This is a genomic window from Kistimonas asteriae, assembly GCF_018263925.1.
GTDB classification, from domain to species: Bacteria; Pseudomonadota; Gammaproteobacteria; order Pseudomonadales; family Endozoicomonadaceae; genus Kistimonas; species Kistimonas asteriae.
In genome coordinates, this window is record NZ_JAEVHF010000003.1 from 313,705 (window position 1) to 333,787 (window position 20,083).

Sequence of the window (20,083 nt, forward strand, 5' to 3'; positions counted from 1 at the left end):
AAATGGCAATAAACTGGCACAACATAAGACCTTTAGAGAATTCACAAAACGAAGGTTTTGAAGAGCTTGTTTGCCAATTAGCGCGAAACGAAAACATTCCGAATAAAAAGAAGTTCGTGCGAAAGGGAAAGCCTGACGCAGGTGTTGAGTGCTATTGGATACTAGAAAACGCAGATGAATGGGCTTGGCAGGCAAAATACTTCACAGCAAGCCTTGAAGACAACCAGTGGACGCAACTAGATAAATCTGTCAAAACAGTTTTAGACAAACACCCTAACCTTACAAATTACTACATTGCCATACCCAATGATCCACCAGACGCCAGACTGTCAGGACAAAAGTCGATGTTAGATAAGTGGAATGAAAGGGTTAGAAAATGGGAAGGATGGGCATCAGATAAAGGGCTAAGTGTTACGTTCATGGCTTGGTGGAGTTCAGACTTAATCTCTAAGCTTAGTAAACCTGAGAACCAAGGGTTAACTTACTTTTGGTTTAACCGTGAAGAGTTTACGGACAGTTGGTTTGCCAGTAATACAGAGCAATCAATCGCAGACTTAGGTAAGAGATATACACCTAACTTTTATGAAGACTTAAATGTAAACCTAGATATATCAAAAATTTTTATTGGGTTAGCCAGAGGTGAAAAACTTAAAAATGATGTTGAAGTCACCATTGACGAACTACTTCAACTGGGGAAAGAGGCTATTCCAACTGAATCATTACTGAAAAATGAAAAAATCAAGCTTTCTCAAGCTCTTGATGACTTAGCACAATTTTTTCTCTCGGTAGAGTTTGACGGCATTGAGCATATACCGCAGGAAGGCTTTAAGTTATTAATTGAAGAAGTTAAATCGACACTAAGCGTTGTTAACGACTTTTATTACTCCGAAGAAGAAAAACTAAGAAAAAAGAACCCTGAATCTCACAGTAGATACCAAAAATTTGGTACCGAACTAAACAACGTATTCAACGCCGAACAAGCCGCTTATAAAGCACTAGAGGTGATATCCAGTGACGAATTTACGTTAGCTAACAACCCATATTTAGTATTAAAAGGTGAAGCAGGCATTGGTAAATCACACCTACTTGCTGATGTAATAACTTCAAGAAACAAAGATGGTTCTCAAAGTTTATTTCTACTTGGCCAACACTTTGTTACCGAGGAAGATCCTTGGACTCAAATTAAGAAAAAACTTGATATCACTTGCTCTTCTCATCAATTCTTTGGCGCACTCAATGCGAAAGCCGAAGCCAACAAGCAGCGCATAATTCTATTTATAGACGCAATCAATGAAGGTAAAGGTCGTTACTTCTGGCCTGATAATATAAGTGGTTTTGCGCAAAACATTAAAAAGTATCCGTGGCTAGGCTTAGTGATTTCAGTTCGCTCTTCATATTCAAATTTGCTTTTACCCGAAGAGCTAACATCGAGAAATGAATTTATTTTTACCACTCATTACGGCTTTACAGATGTAGAATATGAAGCAACCAAAATATTTTTTGACAACTTCGGTATAGAACAACCGTCTATTCCACTGCTTCATCCAGAGTTCCAGAATCCGCTTTTTCTTTTATTGTTTTGCGAAGGCTTGAGTAAAGCTGGTTATTCAAGAATACCTAAAATCCAAGGACTAACAGATATTATCGGCTTCTTTATAAATAGTGTAAACCAAAGGCTGTCAAAGCCAAATCAATTTGAGTACCCACCTAGCATTAACATTGTCGAAAAAGCCATTAGCGCCATAATGTCGAAGAAGTTTATTACTCCTGACAAAGTAATCTCTTATGAAGACGCGCTTATTGAGCTAAATACTTTGTCACAAAAGTATGGCATCAAGTCAGGGTTGTTAGATAGCTTGGTATCAGAAGGAGTATTTTCTAAAAATTTGTTTTGGATTAGCGAGTCTGAAAGCTATCAAGAAGGAATCTACCTGTCTTACGAGCGATTTGAAGATCATATGATGGCAAGATTTTTACTCGCACAACACCCTAATGTAGAAGACGAATTTAAGGAAGGTGGTGTCTATTACAAGCTGTTTAGTGATAACAACACCTGCTATCAAAATAAAGGTCTACTCGAAGCTTTATCAATTCAGATTCCAGAATCAACAGGCTCAGAGCTCTACTCCTTTGCTCCGCACATTAAAGGCAAATATCCTGTTGTAGAAAGCTTTGTTCAAAGTTTGTTATGGCGAAATGTTAAGCATGCCAATGAGAGCATGATCGCCTATATCAATGACGAAGTAATTTCTAATTACAATACCCAAGATCTATTTTGGGACACAATAATTGCACTTAGCTCAAACCCTGAGCACTTTTTTAATAGTAAATTTTTACACAAGAACCTTTACAAAAAGACTTTGGCTGAAAGAGATGGGTGGTGGACTGTTTATCTCAAAGATGTTTATTACCGAAATAGCGCTATTAAAAGGTTAATTGACTGGGCTTGGAATGATTGCGATAAATCGCATATTTCATCCAAATCCCTTAAGCTCTCCGCTATTGCCCTTACTTGGTTGTTTACAAGCACTGACCGAAAATTACGTGACGAAGCAACAAAAGCGCTAGTTTGTTTATTAAAAGAGAATATCGTCATATTAATTCAAGTTTTAACTAAGTTTGAAGGTGTCAATGATCCGTACGTTTACGAGCGGTTGTTTGCGGCAGCCTATGGCTGTTCTCTGTTAACCACAGATAAAGCTTCTCTCAAATCATTAGCAACTTACGTTAATAGTACAATCTTTGATACCGAAAGTGAGGTTTATCCGCATATCTTGCTGCGGGACTATGCGCGTGGAGTTATCGAATACGCACACCATACATGTGGAGATTTAGGTTTCGACCTTGATAAGTGTCGTCCTCCGTATAAAAGTGACTTTCCAACTAATTTCCCAACTAATGAGGATATTGATACAAAATATGAAGTCGACTTTGACAAGGACAAAAGATATCTCTACTCCCAAAATAATATTTTAAGCTCTATGACTACTGAGTATGGGCGAGGTGTCTGTGGCTATGGTGATTTTGGTCGATATACCTTTCAGTCAGCTCTTAGAGCTTGGGATGTGAATCCCGACGAATTTAGTAACGTAGCCGTCGAGTGGATATTTGAAAAATATGGGTATGACGCTGAATTACATGGTGAATTTGATAGCAAAATAGGCTCAGGTAGAGGCAGGGGCTCACGCAGTGAACGCATTGGTAAAAAGTACCAATGGATAGCTCTGCATGAGGTATTAGCACGAGTTTCTGACAACTGCATTATGAAATCTGACCAAGGATGGAAAGACAATGATACCGAACCTTACCAAGGGACTTGGCAGCCAAATGTTCGGGATATAGACCCATCAATGCTCCTTAGATATTCAGAATGGGAAAACGAAAAGTCTACTAATACTAAATGGTGGCTAACTGAACAACACGAAAACTGGACTATAAGTGACAAAGAATGGATTCATGAAACCAACGACTTACCAAACCCTGAATCATTAATTTCGGTTATTGATAACGACAATGAAGAATGGCTGGTACTTGAAGGCTATCCTGAGTGGGCAGAGCCAAAAGAACTAGGTAAAAAACAGTGGGATCATCCTCACAAGAGAATGTGGTATCACGTTAGAAGCTACATTGTTTCAGAAGACCAATGTCAAAAATTATATGATTGGGCAACCAAGCAAGACTTTATGGGCAGATGGATGCCTGAAGCTTCAGACAGATATCAAGTCTTTGACCGTGAATACTATTGGTCGAAGGCTCACCAATATTTTAATAATTACTACTACGGTGGATTAGAGCAACACGAAATAAAACTAAAAGACACTAACAACAGTAAAATTGAAGTTACTCTAACCACCACTAACTACTCGTGGGAGAAAGGTAATGACGGTTCAATAGAAGGTTCACTAAATATTCTCAAACCATCTGCTTTTGTCCACAACGGCATGGGCTTAAAGCCCACAGATAAAGTATCTGAGTTTGTTAATGAGAACAATCAACTGTGCTGCTTCAGTCCTTCTATAGCGAACAAAGACAAAGCTTTTTTACTAATAAATAAAAGATTATTTTTGGATTTTTTAAAATCAAACAAGCTTAAAATTATTTGGACCATTTTGGGTGAAAAGAACATTATTGGCGGTTTCAGCTCCAAAGAATATTCAGGTCGCCTTAACATAAGTGGTGCCTATAAGCTCAATAAACAAAGCTTTGAGGGTGTAATAAACACAAATATTAAGTAGCACAATACACAGGCACCCGTGTTATGAACACAAAGGGCCTGTTACGCAGGCACCAAATAAAGGAGTCAGTAAACAAAGAGGGCAAAAATCTTTTTCGTAGTCTAATTAATCTCGGCTAACCATTTAACAAGCGTAAGCACTCGGAACATGAACCTCCCCCGCTTTAGTGGACATCAAAACCACTAAAGCGGGGGAGGTTCTGAGTCCCTAGCGCAACCGTCAGCTTTCAACGCGATTCAGCAAGTCCCGAATCAGGTTTTCACGGTTCGTTTTGATCCGTTTGACCAGTGGCCGGGGCGCATTGGTATCCGGGTCGTATTGGCTGCTCCAGGCAATCATCTCCAGCATGATCGGCAACCTATCTTTGCCGGCTTGCGTGAGCGTATAGACCTTTTTCCGCTTGTCACCGGGGTCGGCCTGCCTGGTAATCAAGCCGTCGTTCTCCCGCTTTTCCAGGCGGCTCGACAGGATGTTCGTCGCCATCCGCTCATCCGAGTTTTGCAGTGCGGAAAAGGACTGTTTTCCAAAAAACAGGAGATCCCGAAGGATCAGTAAGCTCCATTTGTCGCCGACACAATCCAGTACATTGGCGATGGGGCAGTCTGAAAAGGAAAAAGGGTCAGGTCTTGAAATTTGATTGGTTCAAGAATCAAGACCTGACCCTAAAACACTCAACGAAACGGACTAATCGCTAACATCCAACGTCAACAGCAACCGATGTTCTCCGGTCGGCACTTCGGGCGATCGATGCACCAGTCCGGCATTTTCGTTCCCGACCCAGCGTTCGCCTTTGATGAGCGCCACGTCGCCACAGGTGAGTTGCTGAATGTCATCCTCTTTCTGAAACAGACCAGAAACAGCATCGGGCTGGCCATTGTTCCCGGAACCGAGCTTTGAGCGATTGACCGCGTGATGCGGCAGCCATTCGGTGGCGACACCGCAATAGGTGGTAACCAACCGACAGGGAACCCGGTCGACGTGAAATCGTGGGCACATTGCACGGTGCAGTGTCGCCAAACGCAAGCCGGCACGCTTTATTTCGAAGAGGTAGCAAAACATATCCACGAGTTCAGCAACGTTCCCGGCAAGTTCTGTTGGCACGGTTCCTCTACTCGCCTCGCCGATTGCGGCATGAACGTTATGCGGCGAGACGATCATGGTGCTTTCAAACTGCGGGTTAGCGGCGAGAAAATCGTCCACGGCGTCCTTTAGTCGCTCGGTGAGCGTGCGCTGCCAAATTGCGATGTTGATGTCTTCCTGATAAATATCGGCAAGGACTGTTGGCACGTTGCCAGATGAGGGAAACCGATGTTGAGTGCGATCACCTTGCACAGCATCAGGGGCGAGTGATTGTTCAGCAATAGCAGACCTCATCAAGCGTGCTCCCATGCTGGAAACGGATCGTCCAGCGTCTGCCAGTACGCTTTCCCACGAAACACCTCTTCTTCGCTCAACAGACAATCGTCCAGTGCCCGGGTGATCTCCTCGGCATTAAGCCCTTGGCCAATGAAAACAAGTTCCTGACGCATGTCGCCGAAGGGCTCAACCCATTGTTTCTCTATGGATGCGAGATATTCCGCGTCAGTTGGCCAGCTCGATTGGGGAACCGCTTTCCAGAACATGCCAGCGAAGCCATAACGTGCAATACCACCCGCCTGACTCCATTGGCCGGCAAACTCCGGTCGCGATGCCAGCCAGAAGTATCCTTTCGAACGAATAAGCTTGCCATAGCCCTCCGTGTTGTGAAGAAACTGATAAAACTTTTGTGGATGAAAAGGTCGGCGAGCCAGGTAAGTGAAGCTGCTAATACCGTATTCTTCCGTTTCTGGCACGTGCTCACCCCGCATTTCTTTTAGCCAACCCGGTGCTTGCTGTGCGCGCTCGAAATCAAACAATCCGGTGTTCAGAACTGCATCCAGTTCCACATGCCCTTGGGTTATCGGCATGATTCGGGCGTGTGTATTGAGCGTTTTTAGAATTGCGGTTAAACGCTCAATGTCGGCTTTTTCGACCAGGTCTGTTTTGCTGATGAGAATAACGTCAGCGAACTCGACCTGATCTATCAGTAAGTCAGAAACACTACGTTCGTCTTCCTCTCCCAGAGATTCCCCTTTATCCCGTAAAGCCTGCGCGTCTTCGTAGTCTCTCAGGAAATTGACCGCATCAACGACGGTGACCATTGTGTCCAGCTTGGCCACGTCCGATAGCGACTGACCGTTTTCGTCGGCAAACGTGAACGTCTCGGCGACAGGCAATGGTTCCGAGATTCCGGTCGATTCAATGAGTAGATAGTCAAACCGCCCATCCTGTGCGAGCTTGGTGACTTCTTCCAGCAGGTCCTCTCTTAATGTGCAGCAAATACAACCGTTGCTCATTTCAACCAGCTTCTCTTCGCTGTGGTTCAAGCTGACCTCTTGTTGGACAATCGTAGAGTCGATGTTTATCTCGCTCATATCGTTGACGATCACGGCAACTTTTTTCCCCTGCCGGTTATTCAGGATATGGCTCAGTACCGTTGTCTTTCCCGCCCCAAGGAAGCCTGAAAGAACAGTGACAGGGAGCATTCCAGTCATGTATGGCTGCATAGGTGGTGGTCTCATTCGTTAGCCCGTAAATGTTATGATATAACATAACACATGAAATCAGACACACACCCCAGAATGCAGATTGGCTACGCCCCGCGTAACAATATCCGTTCGAGGTAACGCAGGGTAAGGCTGGCTTGGCTGTCCGCTTATGGCCGTGATCAGAAGAGTGACTCCATGACCCCAAAGGGGTTGAACACGCCCGGCTACTCCGACGGATAAAGCAGATAGCGAGAGAAGTCGATGAAATTGGCTCGAAGCGCTCTGCCGGCCAACAGAGATGCCTGTTCAATATGCTGGGAGTAAAAGGCGTGTATAGCTTTCTTGCAGGCAGCAAAACAGCTGCCGACCCTAATCAGACGATTTCCTCATTCCCAAGCATTCTTTTTTTATTTGCGTTTTGGGAGTGTTGGTCGCCGAAACGGTTCATCAGCCTGACTGACTGCAATTATAAAAACGTTATGTTATAACGTGTCTTCGCTGTTTGCAGGAGCCGTAACTGTGGCAAAGGCTATACCCACCAATCTGATTACCGGCTTTCTGGGATCAGGCAAGACAACCGCTATTCTTCACCTGTTAGCCAACAAGCCCGAACATGAAACCTGGGGCGTGCTGGTGAACGAGTTTGGTGAAATCGGCATTGATGGCGCCATGATGGCGGGTAAAGGTGCCGTGGTCAGGGAAGTGCCCGGTGGCTGCATGTGTTGCGTAGCGGGCTTACCCATGCAGATTGGTTTGAATATGCTGATTGCCCGCAGCAAGCCTGATCGCATTTTGATTGAGCCAACAGGGCTTGGGCATCCTGAGCAGATTCTCAACACACTGACCGGTGAGTACTACGATGAAGTGCTCGACCTGAGAGCCAGTATTTGCCTGATGGATCCCAGGCACCTGAATGACAGCCGATACCTTGAAAATGATAACTTCAGGGATCAGGCTCAACTGTCAGATGTGCTGGTAGCGAATAAAACAGACCTCTGTTCTGATGAACATCGCCATCTGTTTGAAGACTATAGTCGTCAATTCGTACAGCAGAAGACCACAGGCTGGGCCCAACACGGTGCGTTGAAAATGGAGTGGCTGGATTTACCTCGATATAAGCGAGACGCACATAATAAGCATGCCCATAGTCATCACCAATCTATGCCTGACACCGCACCATTAGTCCTGCCCGAAGGTGAAACCTATATCCGTAAGGAGAATAACGGACAGGGCTATCATAGTTGCGGTTGGCTGTACGACGAAAAAATTGTTTTTTCTTATGAGCAGATGTTTCTGTTGTTTAGTGGCATTCCTGCCGACCGTTTAAAAGCCGTTATCAGAACAGACCTGGGGTTAAAAGGCTTTAATGGGCAAAATGGTGTGGTCAGTGTACTTGCGCTGGATCAGTTAGATGGCAGCCGCATTGAAATTATTGATAAGGACATTCTGCCCTGGGTTGAACTGGAAGCCTCGCTCTTTAAGGCAATACTGAAAGACGCTGCTTTATCCCACTAACACCAATATATGCACGATAGTACCACTTACTGATATCGATCAATTTTTGCACCATCCAGAACCCATACAATCCAGGGAGATAAGTATAAGGAGGGTGGTATGGGTTATTTCGGTGGAGAACAAGCACTCGCGTTTGAAGGCAAGGTCTTTCCCGACAAAGGGGCAACGAAAGAAGACGTCATGCAACGGCTGTCGGATTTCGACGCCATGGATGTCACCGACATCTATTCCCACAACACCATCCAATCGACCACCCTGATGTCGCATCTGGAAGCCGCCGAAATCGCCAAAGATGCCAACCGGATGTTTCTAAGACGGAATTACCTCTACAAGGAACTCCTGCCCGGCTGCACGAAGATGGGCCTGGAAGTGAAACAGATGGTCAAGGAAATGCTCCGGTTTCCAGAGGATGCCAGGGTCAGGTTCACATCCGGCGGCTCCGAAAGCCTGTACTCCGCCATTGCCGCCGCCAAGGAATGGGGCCAACAGGAAAAAGGGATTCTCAAGCCCAACATCGTTGTCCCCTACTCCATCCACACGGCCTTTTCCAAATGGTGCAAATACGCCAGCATTGAGATCAAGCGCATTCCCCTGGGCGACGATTACCGGGCCGATGTCGCCGCCATGGAAAAAGCCATTAACAGGAACACAATTCTTATCGCCGGTTCCGCCCCCTGCTGGCCTTACGGCTTGTTTGATGACATTCCCGCACTGGGCGCACTCGCAGAAAAACACAATGTGTGGATGCATGTGGATGGTTGCCTCGGTGGGTTTCAGTCGCCGTTTGCCGAAAAGCTGGGACAGGCACTGCCGGTCTGGGATTTCAGGGTGCCGGGGGTGCGTTCGATCTCGGCGGATCTCCATAAGCACGGCTACAGTGCCAAGCCGTTATCGTCTATCACCTTCCGCAACACGGAGTGGGAGCAATATTATTGTTGTTCCGCCAGTGACTGGCCCGACGGTTTGTATTCCACCGAAGCCATTACCGGCACGACCTCCGCAGGCCCCATTGCCTCAGCCTGGGCGGTGATGAAGTTCCTGGGCGAAGAAGGTTACCTGGCATTGGCAAAGCGTTCGATGGAAGTAAAACAACGCTACCTCGAAAAAATCAGCGCCATCGACGGTGTGGAATGCTTCCCCTCAGACCTCTGCACGATGACCATTCGTCTGGAGAAAGGGCTGGATTTATTCGCGGTAATGGGCGGACTGTTTGAGCGCCAATCCTATTGCCTGCCCTCCTTTCAGCCACCTGCCATAAAAATCGTGCTGGACCCGGTGACGGATGAAGTCGTCGATACGTTTGTAAGAGACCTGGCCGAGGTCATTCCGTTGGTCAAAGCAGGCGAGATTTCCATTGAAAATCTGAAACCCTGGATGTAGCGGAGGACATTGCCATGAAAATGACACTGCTATTAATCGCCCTTGGCTTCAAACTGCTGGCCAGCGCATTATTCAGTAAAGCGTTCCGGAAAAAGATTCGCTATATCAACCGGACGGTTGTGATCCGGACCGCCGATGGCAAGCACAGCCACACGTATATCTTTCGGCGCAACATGATCTTCTTCCATCCTGGCGGAAGCAAGAATGCGACAGTGGAGTTGATATGGTCGGACAAGGATACCGCGCTGAAAGTCATGCTCTCCAAAGAAGAGCTGGATACGTTTTCTGCCATGGGCAAAGGGGATCTTGTGATTAAAGGGAATTTTCAGGATGCGCTCTGGTTTACGGAGATTGCTGCCTAAAAGCCGCTCCTATCAGGAACGAAAGGCTCGCGGACTTTGTAGGTCGCGAGCCTTTATTATTGCATTAACCTGGTCCATCGAATTAAAGAACATTCCCGATCGCGTAAGACCGCTTTCCACACCTTTTGCTAATAGTTAGTGCTCATCAGTTTTCAGGCTGTTATACGTCACTTTGATACAAAACATGCGTTGAGTATTTAGCGAATCAAAAAGCGTATGCATATACGTGTAAGTGATAGGGCCCTTGCAATCTGTTGACTCAGAATGCCAAGCCATTCACCCTAACCGCTCCAGATGTAGATCAACAACAGCAGTACCTATGAATATAAAAAATATAACGATCGAAACGGACGACGGCTATCACCTTGCTGGCACAGAGTTTCTGCCTGAAAACCCCAATGGTATCGGTTTGATTATTAACGGTGCGACCGGTGTCGTGCGTAAGTATTACCAGGCCTATGCAGAGTTTTTATGCGAGCAAAGTTTTACGGTACTGACCTATGAATTTCGGGGTATCGGCGAGAGTAAAAAGTCTCGCAGTGATTCTCCTTCGCCCACCATGCTCCACTGGGGGCAGCGGGATATGGATGCGATTCTGTCAGACTTTATGCAACGGCATCCCCGGTTGAAGGTAAAAGGCATTGGTCACTCGATTGGTGGTCAGCTGCTGGGGGTACTGCCGGATAATAACCGGTATTCCGATTTCCTGAGCATTGCCTCGCAACATATTTACTGGAAGAACTGGCCGCTGAAAGACCGGCCTTTGACGATCGCATTTTTCTTTGGTGTGCTGCCGCTGTTTTATACACTCACTGGCGGTTTGCCCCGATGGGTTCTGGGCGCGGAACATCTTCCTAACCAAGTCGCGCGGGACTGGAGTCGCTTTGGCCGTAAGAAAGCGTATATCGCCGATCCAGCCGGACGGCCGTTGCGCGAAGGGTTTCAGGGTTATAACGGGAAGATGCGCTTTTACGGCATGGCAGATGATAGACGGTTTGCACCACCGCCCGCGGTTCATAAGCTGGAAGCGCTGTTCAAAAATGCGGAGAGTGACGTGATCATCCTTCAGCCGAAAGATTACCAGATGAAAGGCATAGACCATTTTGGCTTCTTCAAAAAAAGCATGAATAAGCAGGCATGGTCTGAAACGGCGGAATGGTTGTCTCGCTAAGTGCTGACATGCCGGTGATGAGGTATCCGGCTGGATACCTTTTATGTTTGTTTAACACGCATAAAGATAAGAATAACGTCATGGCAGGAAGCTCCGATGCCGCAGTCATAGGCAAAAACGAGAATACTGAAGATACGGCGTAATAACAGTATTCCCGGCTTTGTGAAGCACAACCCATGCTAGCTAACGTCGGAGCTAAAATAACTCATCACTCATTCACTGTGACGTATCACTTATCCCACTGACAAATTGGCCTCATGGGGCAAAAGTTTGCGACACAGTGCTCATAGCCACAGAGATGGCTACCAGACGGGCATTTATCCCAGGAAGTAAACGCGGAACATTCAAAGGCACCACAGCCCCCACCATTACACCGATGACATTCGGGATGAAAGGTGTCACCTGTACAGCTGCTAAATGCCGTTGCTGCAGCATGGAAGTAAGGCGAAGCGTAAAGTGCGCCTTCATGGGGTGCACATGACTTGCTCCCATTATCCCCCCCCCCTTCATAACCAAACTCAAACCCCTTACCTTGCGTTGATTGCACACAAATGGCTGGCGCATGATCTGGACGGTGCTCACTGCATCTCAGCGCGAAATACACTGCTCCACTCTCATTCTTTTCAAGCGAGGCAAAAGAGATAAGCCAGCTGGCCAACTGATCATGGCCGATATCAAGCCATTTGAACTCTTTGGACACCTGGGCTCCCGACGACACATCACCCGCCAGAGCCGTGCTTTCACACACGTAACTACCGCCATCACCGGCCGGTATAACTTTACCTATTACATCGCTTGTATTACCTGATTCCGACGAAGAAGGTATGACACACAATAAGACATTGGGCCTTGCCTGCTCAAATGCTTGTGCTGTCAGCACGGAGGCCTCTTTCATATGGTTGGTAAGTTGAGCGGAATGCGCCTGGTAAGAGATCGCAACGAGTAAAAATAGTACGGAACACATCTTATGCATGAACGACATAATACGTCTGCCTGCTTTGATGTTAAGGAACACAGCATATAGGCAAAGGGTAAACTGTCGTCAAACATTACACGTCATATGCCCAGAAAAACACTTCATAACGCATGAACTATGAAAAAAAGTACTAGGGTTATGCATAAAAAACGTCATTCCCGTCAGATGTTCATTGATTCGTAGTGGATACACTCTCCAGACATGCTCTGTGCGTTTGAACAACCCTTTGGTGCATGCAATCCCATGCCGTATATTGTGCGCAGTATATAATATTCATCATGAGGCATAGGATCATGACACCAGCGCCCATTAAAGAATTTATTACTTTCGAAGATTTTGAAAAGCTGGATATTCGTGTCGGCACGATTCTCTCCGTCAGTGACGTTGAGCAATCGAACAAGCTGATGAAACTGACCGTGGACTTTGGTGATCACACGCGCTCCATTCTTGCCGGTATTAAACAAGAACGTGATAACCCAAGGGATATTGAAGGAAAGCAGGCCCTCTTTGTCGTGAACCTGCCTGAACGAAACATGGCGGGGAAAGTCTCTCAGGGCATGCTGTTTGACATTGGCTATGCCGATGGCATCACGCCCTGTCTCGCCACGCCTGAAATACCTCTCCCCAATGGTGCACGTGCCGGTTAGTTTTCTTTAGCTGGCGTCGTTTATTCAGCGCCAGCTTTCTCTTCTTTCATGGAGCCAATAGCCTCTCCCATTGTGACTTTCTGGCCACTGGCAAGCTTCTCCAGCCCGTCAACCTGATCTTTTTCAAAAAGGCAGATCACCGTTGACCCAATACGGAATGCGCCCAAATCATCCCCTTTTTCATACGTATGCTCATTATTAAAGTTATCGAAGTACTCTGGATGAACATCCGCACGATTCCCATCCTTTCGGTGTGGCTCGATTACGCCTTTTGCCCATACCGTCTCAATACTGGACACATTGATGGCCCCCACCATGACCATCGCCATTCGCCCTTGTGGCGTGTCGAAGATACAAACCAGTCGTTCATTTTTAGCAAAAAGGCCATCAATATTTCTAGCCGCTTTGGGGCTGACGGAATACAACTCACCCGGTACATGGATCGTTTTTAGCAGCTTACCGTGCGTGGGCATATGAAAATGATGATAATCGCCCGGCGATAAATAGATATTGGCAAAGCTACCATTCTTGAAGGTCTCAGCCAGAGACTCATCGCCACCTAATAAGTCTTCCACGCTGTATGAATGGCCTTTGGCCTGGATCATTTTGCCTTCGTCAATTTTTCCAGCCTGACTGACTGTGCCATCAACCGGTGAAGCGATCTTACCCTGTGGAGCAATAACCCTGGCGTCTTTTTCCAGTTGACGGGTGAAGAAATCGTTAAAGCTTTTATAGTCCTCCGGACGCTTCTTGACGGCTTCCTGGAGATTAATTTTGTGCATCCAGACAAAGAAACGAATCAGCCCGTTTTTAATGGGTTTTACTCGACAATCAGCGATTTTACCAAATAATGTTGAACAGGATTTGTGTGGCAAACGCATCTGCAATTTGATCGTGAGTTTTTCAGTAGCATTAGCCATTGCTTTCCGGGTAATTCGTCGACGCCATTTCCTGCGCTTTGTTATCGTCCTTTGCACACCAGGCAGAGAAGCAGCGCCCGTTTTACGCACTCTTGATGCTGTTTTTGAAGGCTGACACTTTCCTTTGAGTAACGCTGGTTTCATAGTCAACTCATGGCTTTGATTCTCACTCTTGCCATGCGCAGTGATCATATCTCTGCTGTGAGGATTAACAGTGGAAAACAAAGCCATTGATGTCTGCATAATTGAATCTCCCTAAACTGAATCTTGTTCTGTTTGATAGTTGTTAATAACTGGATAAGATTGATTCCGTGGGGTTGAGAGTGCCTGATCTCTCAACGGTTTCGAACAGGGTTATTCGTTGAACTATTTCCAATACTATAAATGTGACTGAAGGCACTGGCTATTGCACTTTAGTCTTTAGGTGGGAACTTCGAGTATTTATAACTGTCTCTCTATTGCCATTTGAAATATTATAAAAACCATCTATTTCGAACAGATATAATTATTCAATCTCAGTGGAAATATTATTCATTTTAATATCACACACCATTCCATATCGCTAAAAATACTGACAATTAATAGCTTGATCAACATTGCAACCAAATACATATCACCAAATCATTTGACCTTCCAATAGGATAAAAATTCAAATAAAACACTTTGAAAATAAACATATAGTTCAGCCCATCCATAAAGATGCTTATCGCATCCATTAGGCTATTGATACCAGAGAACATGCGCTGAAAATTTGATACATCAGCTGTAAAGACGATAAGATGAAAAGGTGACTGTAACATTTTCCTTTATCAAAAAAGAAGGGACACGTTCATTGATAAAGAATACTAAAATCAGCATCTTAAAAGCGCTCCTTTTTTCAGGCGTCCTTTCAATAGCTTTTGGCTATCTAATTTCTTTCCTGGCCACTGAAGATATCCCTGAAACAAAGAATCTTGTCAGCGCAGAAGGCACGTTACGCTTCGTTAAAAAAGTGGATCACCAGCGCTATGGCAGTGATGTGGTTAAGTTTGGCTTAACCGGTGTTGACGAAGAGTTTCACTACAACTCCAAATCCGGTGCGATTGATAAGGTCTATACCGCGCTTGAAAATGCGGGAACACACACAGTAGCCGTGCTTTTCAACCGAGAAGATCCCCGCTCAGCCGTTTTCGATGACCGTGTTTTTTTCACGGTATATGCCTTGAGCGTCAACCAACACAGTGTGCGCTCCTTTCTCGACGTCAGGGAAGCCTGGGAGTCAGATAACAGACTGGGGTCCTGGGTAGGCACGTCGTTTATCGTATTCGGCATCTTACTGTTTGTAGTAGCCTTCTTTTATCCTTTATCGGTTATACCTAAAGGTTATCGCTGATTAGAAACGCCGCCCAGACTCTTGGGCCTGTCGGCTAGAGGAACCATCACAATACTACAACAGCCGTTCATGGCTGGCGCACGTTTGCCCCTTAAGCAAATCCATGCACCTTGAAATTGTGCTTCTCCTGCCTCTTTTAAGGTAGCTTGCCTTCCCCCATACAACTCTCCATCTATCATAAAAACAACGCTACATGCCTGAGTAAAAAATGGCTTTACCTTAGCAAAGCCACTACAACACCATGCTAGACAAAACGTAAAAACTAACGACACATAATCCGGGCGTTTTAGTTTCGACCCGCCATAACACCGCCATCGACATCCCAGATCGCACCGGTCACCCAGCTGGCATCATCCCCCAACAGGAAGTTAATCGTATTCGCGACATCATCCGGTGTGCCAATTCGACCAATGGGGTGGAATGCATCAAACGTCGCCAGGGTTTCATCCATTGCCGAGGGGTCAATGAATGCGTTATAAATCGGCGTTTTTACGACCGCCGGTGCAACCGCATTAACACGAATATTATGCTCGGCCAACTCCATGGCCATGTGTTGTGTCAGTGCATGAAGACCCGCTTTGGCCATGGAGTAAGCGGACGACGGCGTTGCTTTGATCGCCTGCTTCGCCCACATGGAACCGATATGCACGATTGCACCACCGTCGTGTGCCACCATGTTCTGCACAACGGCCTGGGTAATGAAAAATGTTGCCCGGTTTATCTCCATGTAAGTATCGTAGTCTTCCATGGTGTGTTCCAGAAAGGCTGTCGGTTTGAAATAACCGGCGGCATTGACCAGGTAGCGGATATGACGCTTCTCTGATTGCAGCGTATCTATCACCGCAGAGACGTCACTGGGCTTGTACAAATTGGCCTGCAGCGTTTCCACCTCGCCGTATGGCATCAGAGCATCGCGGGCAGCCGCCAGCTTGTCATTGGAGTTTCCAAGGATGATCGTAGGAATACCGCGCGGCACCAGTTGCTTTGCAGTCGCCAGCCCCATACCACTGGAGCCACCCACAATCAGTGCGACACCCTGGTTTTCTGATACGTGGACCGGTTGGACTGAGTCAGTCATAGCCATTCTCCTGGTTGAATGTTTTCATCGAGTGGACTCAGAATATAAAAGCCAGTAGCCTCGCGACAGCAGGCACAAACCGGTGCAGTAGTTACTTTTTGGTATATCTTGATGAAAACACAGGAAAAATATTTTTCGCGGAAATCTGCGCCTGAGCGCAGCGCACGTATGGTTGAGACTATTTTTGGCTGCAAATGGTCGCTGACGGTTTATCAGCTATTGGCAAACGGGATTAATCGACCCGGTGAAATGGTCCGCAGTGTTGAGGGGTTAACCACTAAAGTGCTGAATGAATGCCTGAAACGCAACGTCCAGTTCGGTATTCTGGAGCGTATCACCTATAACGAAGTGCCGCCGCGGGTGGAATACACTGTAACGACATTTGGCACCAAATTTATTCGTATTCTGGATGAGTTGGAAAAACTCCAGAGTGACATTGAATGTGATGTATAACCTTGAAAGTCACCCAATAAACGTCAGTCAATAAATGCCCGCCAACACGTTTATTGGGTTTATTGCATTATTCCAGTGCCTCAATGGACTGAATCACTGCCTTGTTGATTTGACGTTCCTTTCCATCAACCGTTTCAATGGTATAGAAACCGCTATCATCGTCGTAGGATGGAGTATCGACTGCATCAATTCGGGTGCCATCATTCAAGTGCACGGCACTCGGCGTTGCACACCCGGCCAGTACGACCAGAGACGTAGAGAGCAGTAGTGCAGTAATTGTTTTATTCATGATTATCATCCGTTTTTTATCATTCACAGTGTAACTGAACAGGCAACGTGATTTTCTGTGCGGACTGTATGGTATTTGTTTTTGTTTGTTGTTATCAACTGACAGAATGCTTAAACATGTTTAAATACACGACAAGAGACTTTCTATTTCAGTGAAAAAAAGCCAACCTGTTACCACGCTTAGGAAAAGCGCTACTTCCAACACAGGTAAAATACGATGAAGGGATCCTGCCAGTGCGGAAATGTCCGCTATGAAATACCCGCTAATTATATCGCTCTGGTCGCCTGCTATTGCACGGAATGCCAAAAAGCCTCCTCAGGCGTTGGCACCTATTCCATGCTGTTGCCATCGAACGCCTTCCAGTTGATCTCCGGTCAGCTGAAAAGCTGGGAACGCACATCTGCGGTCGGTACACGAAACATGGCGCACTTCTGCCCGGATTGTGGAAATCGAATCTACAATGTAAACCCGGATGCACCGGACATCATCAAACTGAAAGCGGGTACTCTGGAACAGGCTGCCCGGTTGGTACCGGATGCTCACGTCTGGCTGAAAAGCGCCCCTGGGTGGATCACGATCCCGGAGGATGCACTCGCCTATGATACACAACCCTCTATTGAGGAAGGGTTGCAGGATCTTCAGCAGAAACGACAACAGTATGCCTGATGCTAATGGCGAGACTGATCGTTCATCCCCATGTGATGTGACTCTTTACTGTCTGTTGATGCAGGATGACTGAACGATGAAAACGATTCTCTGCTATGGCGACTCAATCACATGGGGCTACATTCCCGGCACTGCCGCCCGATACCCACTGCACCAGCGTTGGCCCTCGGTATTACAGGCCACACTGGGTCATGATTACCATGTGATTGCTGAAGGTCTGACTGGACGCTATACAATGCATGAGGACCCTTTTCGTGTTGGACGCAATGGCGCAGAGCTGCTGCAACCCATTATGGAAACCCACTCCCCCATTGACTTGCTCATTCTATTCCTGGGCACCAACGATGTACTTCATCATCAAGAACTGACAGCCTATGACGCAGCGCAAGGTGTCGCGTTCTTGACCCGAAGCGCTCAGTGCAGCCCAACAGGTCCTGCCGGCGCAGCTCCCAAGGTCATGATCATCTCACCGCCGCGTATCCACGCGCTGTCACATGAACTGCTGCAACAGTGCCATGGTGACATTTCCCAGTCAGAGTCCTTTGGCAAGCATTTCAGGGCCGTTGCCACGCAACACCATTGCTTATTTCTTGATGCTGCAGAGATTGTGGAACCCAGCCCACTGGATGGCGTGCATCTGGATGAACATGCCCTGGCCACACTTGGGGTTGCCATCGCTAACAAGGTACGCTCCGTTGTTACAACAGATGCCGCCTCAGTATGATTGATGATAGGGCTTATGATAATGATCCGCTGGATTTCACTCTTACAGTGCAGGGTATTGAGCTGATAGCGCCTCACCGCAAAAAAAAAAGAACCAAGCCTCAAACTCAAAATGATCGAATACTGAGAAGATACAAACGCCGATGTGAACTGGAGAAGCTATTTTCCTGACTCCACAATGTTCGCCGTATCGTTACACGTTACGAGTATAAGCTAGAGCATTTTCCTGGATTTTTGAGACTTGCTGGTTTCATGATTCTTTCCAGGAAGTCTTTATGAGATGGGTTCTGGTTGTCTATGCTGCTTGTGCAACTCAACGTTTGACTGCATTCAACTCGCCCCCAAATCGCACAATGAGAGCCGATGATGACAACAGAGAAAGTCGCTATTATCACTGCCGGTGGAAGCGGTATGGGGGCAGATGCTGCATGCAAACTGGCAGAAGATGGTTATCAGGTCTCAATTCTTTCATCATCGGGTAAAGGTGAAGCCCTGGCACAATCATTGGGCGGTATTGGCGTAACGGGCTCCAATCAATCCAATGATGACCTCCAACGCCTTATTGATATGACACTCAACGAATGGGGACGTATCGATACCCTCGTCAACAGCGCAGGCCATGGCCCGAAGGGGCCTATCCTTACGCTATCCGATGAACAATGGCAGCAAGGCATGGAAGTTTATTTTCTCAATGTGGTTCGTCCTACCCGAATGGTTACCCCCATTATGCAACGTCAGCAGTCAGGTTCAATTATCAACATATCCACCTTCGCTACGTTTGAACCCGAGCCTGACTTCCCTACCTCCGGCGTATTCCGCGCCGGGCTGGCGGTCTATACAAAGCTGTATGCCGACCAATACGCCGCTGACAATATCCGCATGAACAACATTCTGCCGGGCTTCATTGACAGCCTGCCCGCTAAACAAAGCTTCCTGGATAGAATCCCGATGAATCGCTATGGAACCATGGCAGAAATTTCTGAACTCATCGCCTTTCTGGCATCCGATAACGCGGCGTATATCACCGGGCAAAATATCAGGGTTGATGGCGGATTCACCCGATCAGTGTGATCGGTAAACGTTGGTTCCTCCCCTGACAGAGCCTGCCAATGAAACCGACAGCATTTATTGACATCCCCGAAGGCGGCCGGTTTTGTCCGGTATTTAAGTCTGACCGCAGGCTCACTGCGCCGGATGCCCAACCCCGCAGTGCTCTCACGCACATCTACTACACATTGAACCCTGGTGAAGTGAGCCATTTTCACCGGTTACGCTCTGATGAAATCTGGAGCCTTTACCAGGGAACCGGGCTTACGCTCTATCTGTGGGACGGCACGATGAAACCGCCAGAAGTCATTACGCTATCAGCCCAGTCCGGTGCGTTCTGTCACGCGATACCAGCGGGTATCTGGCAGGCAGCAGAACCACTGGGCGATACCATACTGGTAGGGTGCTCCGTCGCACCGGGCTTCGAAGAGGTGGATTTTGAGTTGATCTCACCCCGGTCTGAACAGGCTAACCGTCTTATCGCCATTGATTCGACACTGTCAAAATTCATCGTTTCCTGAAAGGAAGTGAAACAACAATTGACCTATAGACAATCCTGATTACCACCTAACATAAGCCATTCTCCCGTCTAAACTTACGACACTGGTTTTCCTTGGGTTAGGAGACGTGTCATGGCCAGGAACAAAATCCAGTTTCAGAAAGGCATGAGCCTTGTGGAATT

Annotated in this window: 19 protein-coding genes; 12 read left to right on the forward strand and 7 right to left on the reverse strand. The window is 46.8% G+C overall.

Annotation, left to right across the window (positions count from 1 at the left end; all coding sequences use genetic code 11):
* The first annotated feature begins 2 nt into the window (after window positions 1-2).
* Entirely contained in the window at window positions 3-4,235 is a 4,233-nt protein-coding gene (locus KHS78_RS05820; RefSeq protein ID WP_211826043.1) for an NACHT domain-containing protein, read from the forward strand.
* Between the two features lie 219 nt (window positions 4,236-4,454).
* Here KHS78_RS05820 and KHS78_RS05825 read toward each other — a convergent pair whose 3' ends face one another.
* The 3 genes from KHS78_RS05825 to zigA are packed head-to-tail and all read right to left on the reverse strand — an operon-like array spanning window position 4,455 to window position 6,808.
* Window positions 4,455-4,868, reverse strand: coding sequence for a winged helix-turn-helix transcriptional regulator (locus KHS78_RS05825; RefSeq protein ID WP_211826095.1), 414 nt, complete (start codon window positions 4,866-4,868; stop codon window positions 4,455-4,457).
* Window positions 4,869-4,919: 51 nt separating this feature from the next.
* A complete protein-coding gene (locus KHS78_RS05830) occupies window positions 4,920-5,609 on the reverse strand; it encodes a DUF1826 domain-containing protein (protein ID WP_211826045.1) in 690 nt (229 codons plus the stop codon).
* Window positions 5,609-6,808 (reverse strand): zinc metallochaperone GTPase ZigA, encoded by a 1,200-nt coding sequence (zigA, locus tag KHS78_RS05835; RefSeq protein ID WP_246506133.1) that lies wholly within the window; start codon window positions 6,806-6,808, stop codon window positions 5,609-5,611. The genes KHS78_RS05830 and zigA overlap by 1 nt, the downstream gene beginning before the upstream one ends.
* Window positions 6,809-7,321: 513 nt before the next feature.
* On the opposite strand from zigA, the gene KHS78_RS05840 reads away from it, so the two are divergent.
* From KHS78_RS05840 to KHS78_RS05855, 4 genes are all read left to right on the forward strand, one after another.
* Window positions 7,322-8,317: a CobW family GTP-binding protein gene (locus KHS78_RS05840; protein WP_211826047.1), complete on the forward strand. Its 996-nt coding sequence runs from the start codon at window positions 7,322-7,324 to the stop codon at window positions 8,315-8,317.
* A gap of 99 nt (window positions 8,318-8,416) precedes the next feature.
* Complete coding sequence (locus KHS78_RS05845) at window positions 8,417-9,697, forward strand: aminotransferase class V-fold PLP-dependent enzyme (protein ID WP_211826049.1); 1,281 nt, start codon at window positions 8,417-8,419, stop codon at window positions 9,695-9,697.
* 14 nt (window positions 9,698-9,711) lie between these two features.
* Window positions 9,712-10,059 carry a hypothetical protein gene (locus KHS78_RS05850; protein ID WP_211826051.1) on the forward strand — a complete coding sequence of 116 codons (348 nt, stop codon included), beginning with the start codon at window positions 9,712-9,714 and terminating at the stop codon, window positions 10,057-10,059.
* Between the two features lie 319 nt (window positions 10,060-10,378).
* Entirely contained in the window at window positions 10,379-11,230 is an 852-nt protein-coding gene (locus tag KHS78_RS05855; protein WP_211826052.1) for an alpha/beta hydrolase family protein, read from the forward strand.
* A 229-nt stretch (window positions 11,231-11,459) separates the two neighbouring features.
* Here the strand turns inward: KHS78_RS05855 and KHS78_RS05860 are convergent, their stop codons facing one another.
* Window positions 11,460-12,110, reverse strand: coding sequence for a hypothetical protein (locus KHS78_RS05860; protein ID WP_343216876.1), 651 nt, complete (start codon window positions 12,108-12,110; stop codon window positions 11,460-11,462).
* A 389-nt stretch (window positions 12,111-12,499) separates the two neighbouring features.
* Here KHS78_RS05860 and KHS78_RS05865 point away from each other — a divergent pair, with 389 nt between their 5' ends.
* Window positions 12,500-12,853 carry a hypothetical protein gene (locus tag KHS78_RS05865; protein ID WP_211826056.1) on the forward strand — a complete coding sequence of 118 codons (354 nt, stop codon included), beginning with the start codon at window positions 12,500-12,502 and terminating at the stop codon, window positions 12,851-12,853.
* 20 nt (window positions 12,854-12,873) lie between these two features.
* Here KHS78_RS05865 and asd read toward each other — a convergent pair whose 3' ends face one another.
* On the reverse strand, window positions 12,874-14,016 hold the full coding sequence (gene asd / locus KHS78_RS05870; RefSeq protein ID WP_246506136.1) for an archaetidylserine decarboxylase: 1,143 nt from the start codon (window positions 14,014-14,016) through the stop codon (window positions 12,874-12,876).
* Between the two features lie 544 nt (window positions 14,017-14,560).
* Between asd and KHS78_RS05875 the strand changes: the two genes are divergently transcribed.
* On the forward strand, window positions 14,561-15,145 hold the full coding sequence (locus KHS78_RS05875; protein ID WP_211826058.1) for a DUF3592 domain-containing protein: 585 nt from the start codon (window positions 14,561-14,563) through the stop codon (window positions 15,143-15,145).
* Window positions 15,146-15,431: 286 nt separating this feature from the next.
* On the opposite strand, the gene KHS78_RS05880 is transcribed toward KHS78_RS05875, so the two are convergent.
* Complete coding sequence (locus KHS78_RS05880; protein WP_211826060.1) at window positions 15,432-16,223, reverse strand: SDR family NAD(P)-dependent oxidoreductase; 792 nt, start codon at window positions 16,221-16,223, stop codon at window positions 15,432-15,434.
* A gap of 111 nt (window positions 16,224-16,334) precedes the next feature.
* On the opposite strand from KHS78_RS05880, the gene KHS78_RS05885 reads away from it, so the two are divergent.
* Window positions 16,335-16,676: a winged helix-turn-helix transcriptional regulator gene (locus tag KHS78_RS05885; protein WP_211826062.1), complete on the forward strand. Its 342-nt coding sequence runs from the start codon at window positions 16,335-16,337 to the stop codon at window positions 16,674-16,676.
* A gap of 67 nt (window positions 16,677-16,743) precedes the next feature.
* Here the strand turns inward: KHS78_RS05885 and KHS78_RS05890 are convergent, their stop codons facing one another.
* Window positions 16,744-16,965, reverse strand: coding sequence for a YgdI/YgdR family lipoprotein (locus tag KHS78_RS05890; protein ID WP_211826063.1), 222 nt, complete (start codon window positions 16,963-16,965; stop codon window positions 16,744-16,746).
* Between the two features lie 216 nt (window positions 16,966-17,181).
* On the opposite strand from KHS78_RS05890, the gene KHS78_RS05895 reads away from it, so the two are divergent.
* From KHS78_RS05895 to KHS78_RS05910, 4 genes are all read left to right on the forward strand, one after another.
* Window positions 17,182-17,631: a GFA family protein gene (locus tag KHS78_RS05895; protein WP_211826065.1), complete on the forward strand. Its 450-nt coding sequence runs from the start codon at window positions 17,182-17,184 to the stop codon at window positions 17,629-17,631.
* A 76-nt stretch (window positions 17,632-17,707) separates the two neighbouring features.
* Window positions 17,708-18,355 carry an SGNH/GDSL hydrolase family protein gene (locus KHS78_RS05900; RefSeq protein ID WP_211826067.1) on the forward strand — a complete coding sequence of 216 codons (648 nt, stop codon included), beginning with the start codon at window positions 17,708-17,710 and terminating at the stop codon, window positions 18,353-18,355.
* A 362-nt stretch (window positions 18,356-18,717) separates the two neighbouring features.
* The gene (locus KHS78_RS05905) at window positions 18,718-19,425 is read left to right on the forward strand and encodes an SDR family oxidoreductase (RefSeq protein ID WP_246506138.1); all 708 of its coding nucleotides are present in this window, start codon (window positions 18,718-18,720) and stop codon (window positions 19,423-19,425) included.
* Window positions 19,426-19,463: 38 nt separating this feature from the next.
* Window positions 19,464-19,922: a cupin domain-containing protein gene (locus KHS78_RS05910; protein ID WP_211826069.1), complete on the forward strand. Its 459-nt coding sequence runs from the start codon at window positions 19,464-19,466 to the stop codon at window positions 19,920-19,922.
* Window positions 19,923-20,083 lie beyond the last annotated feature (161 nt).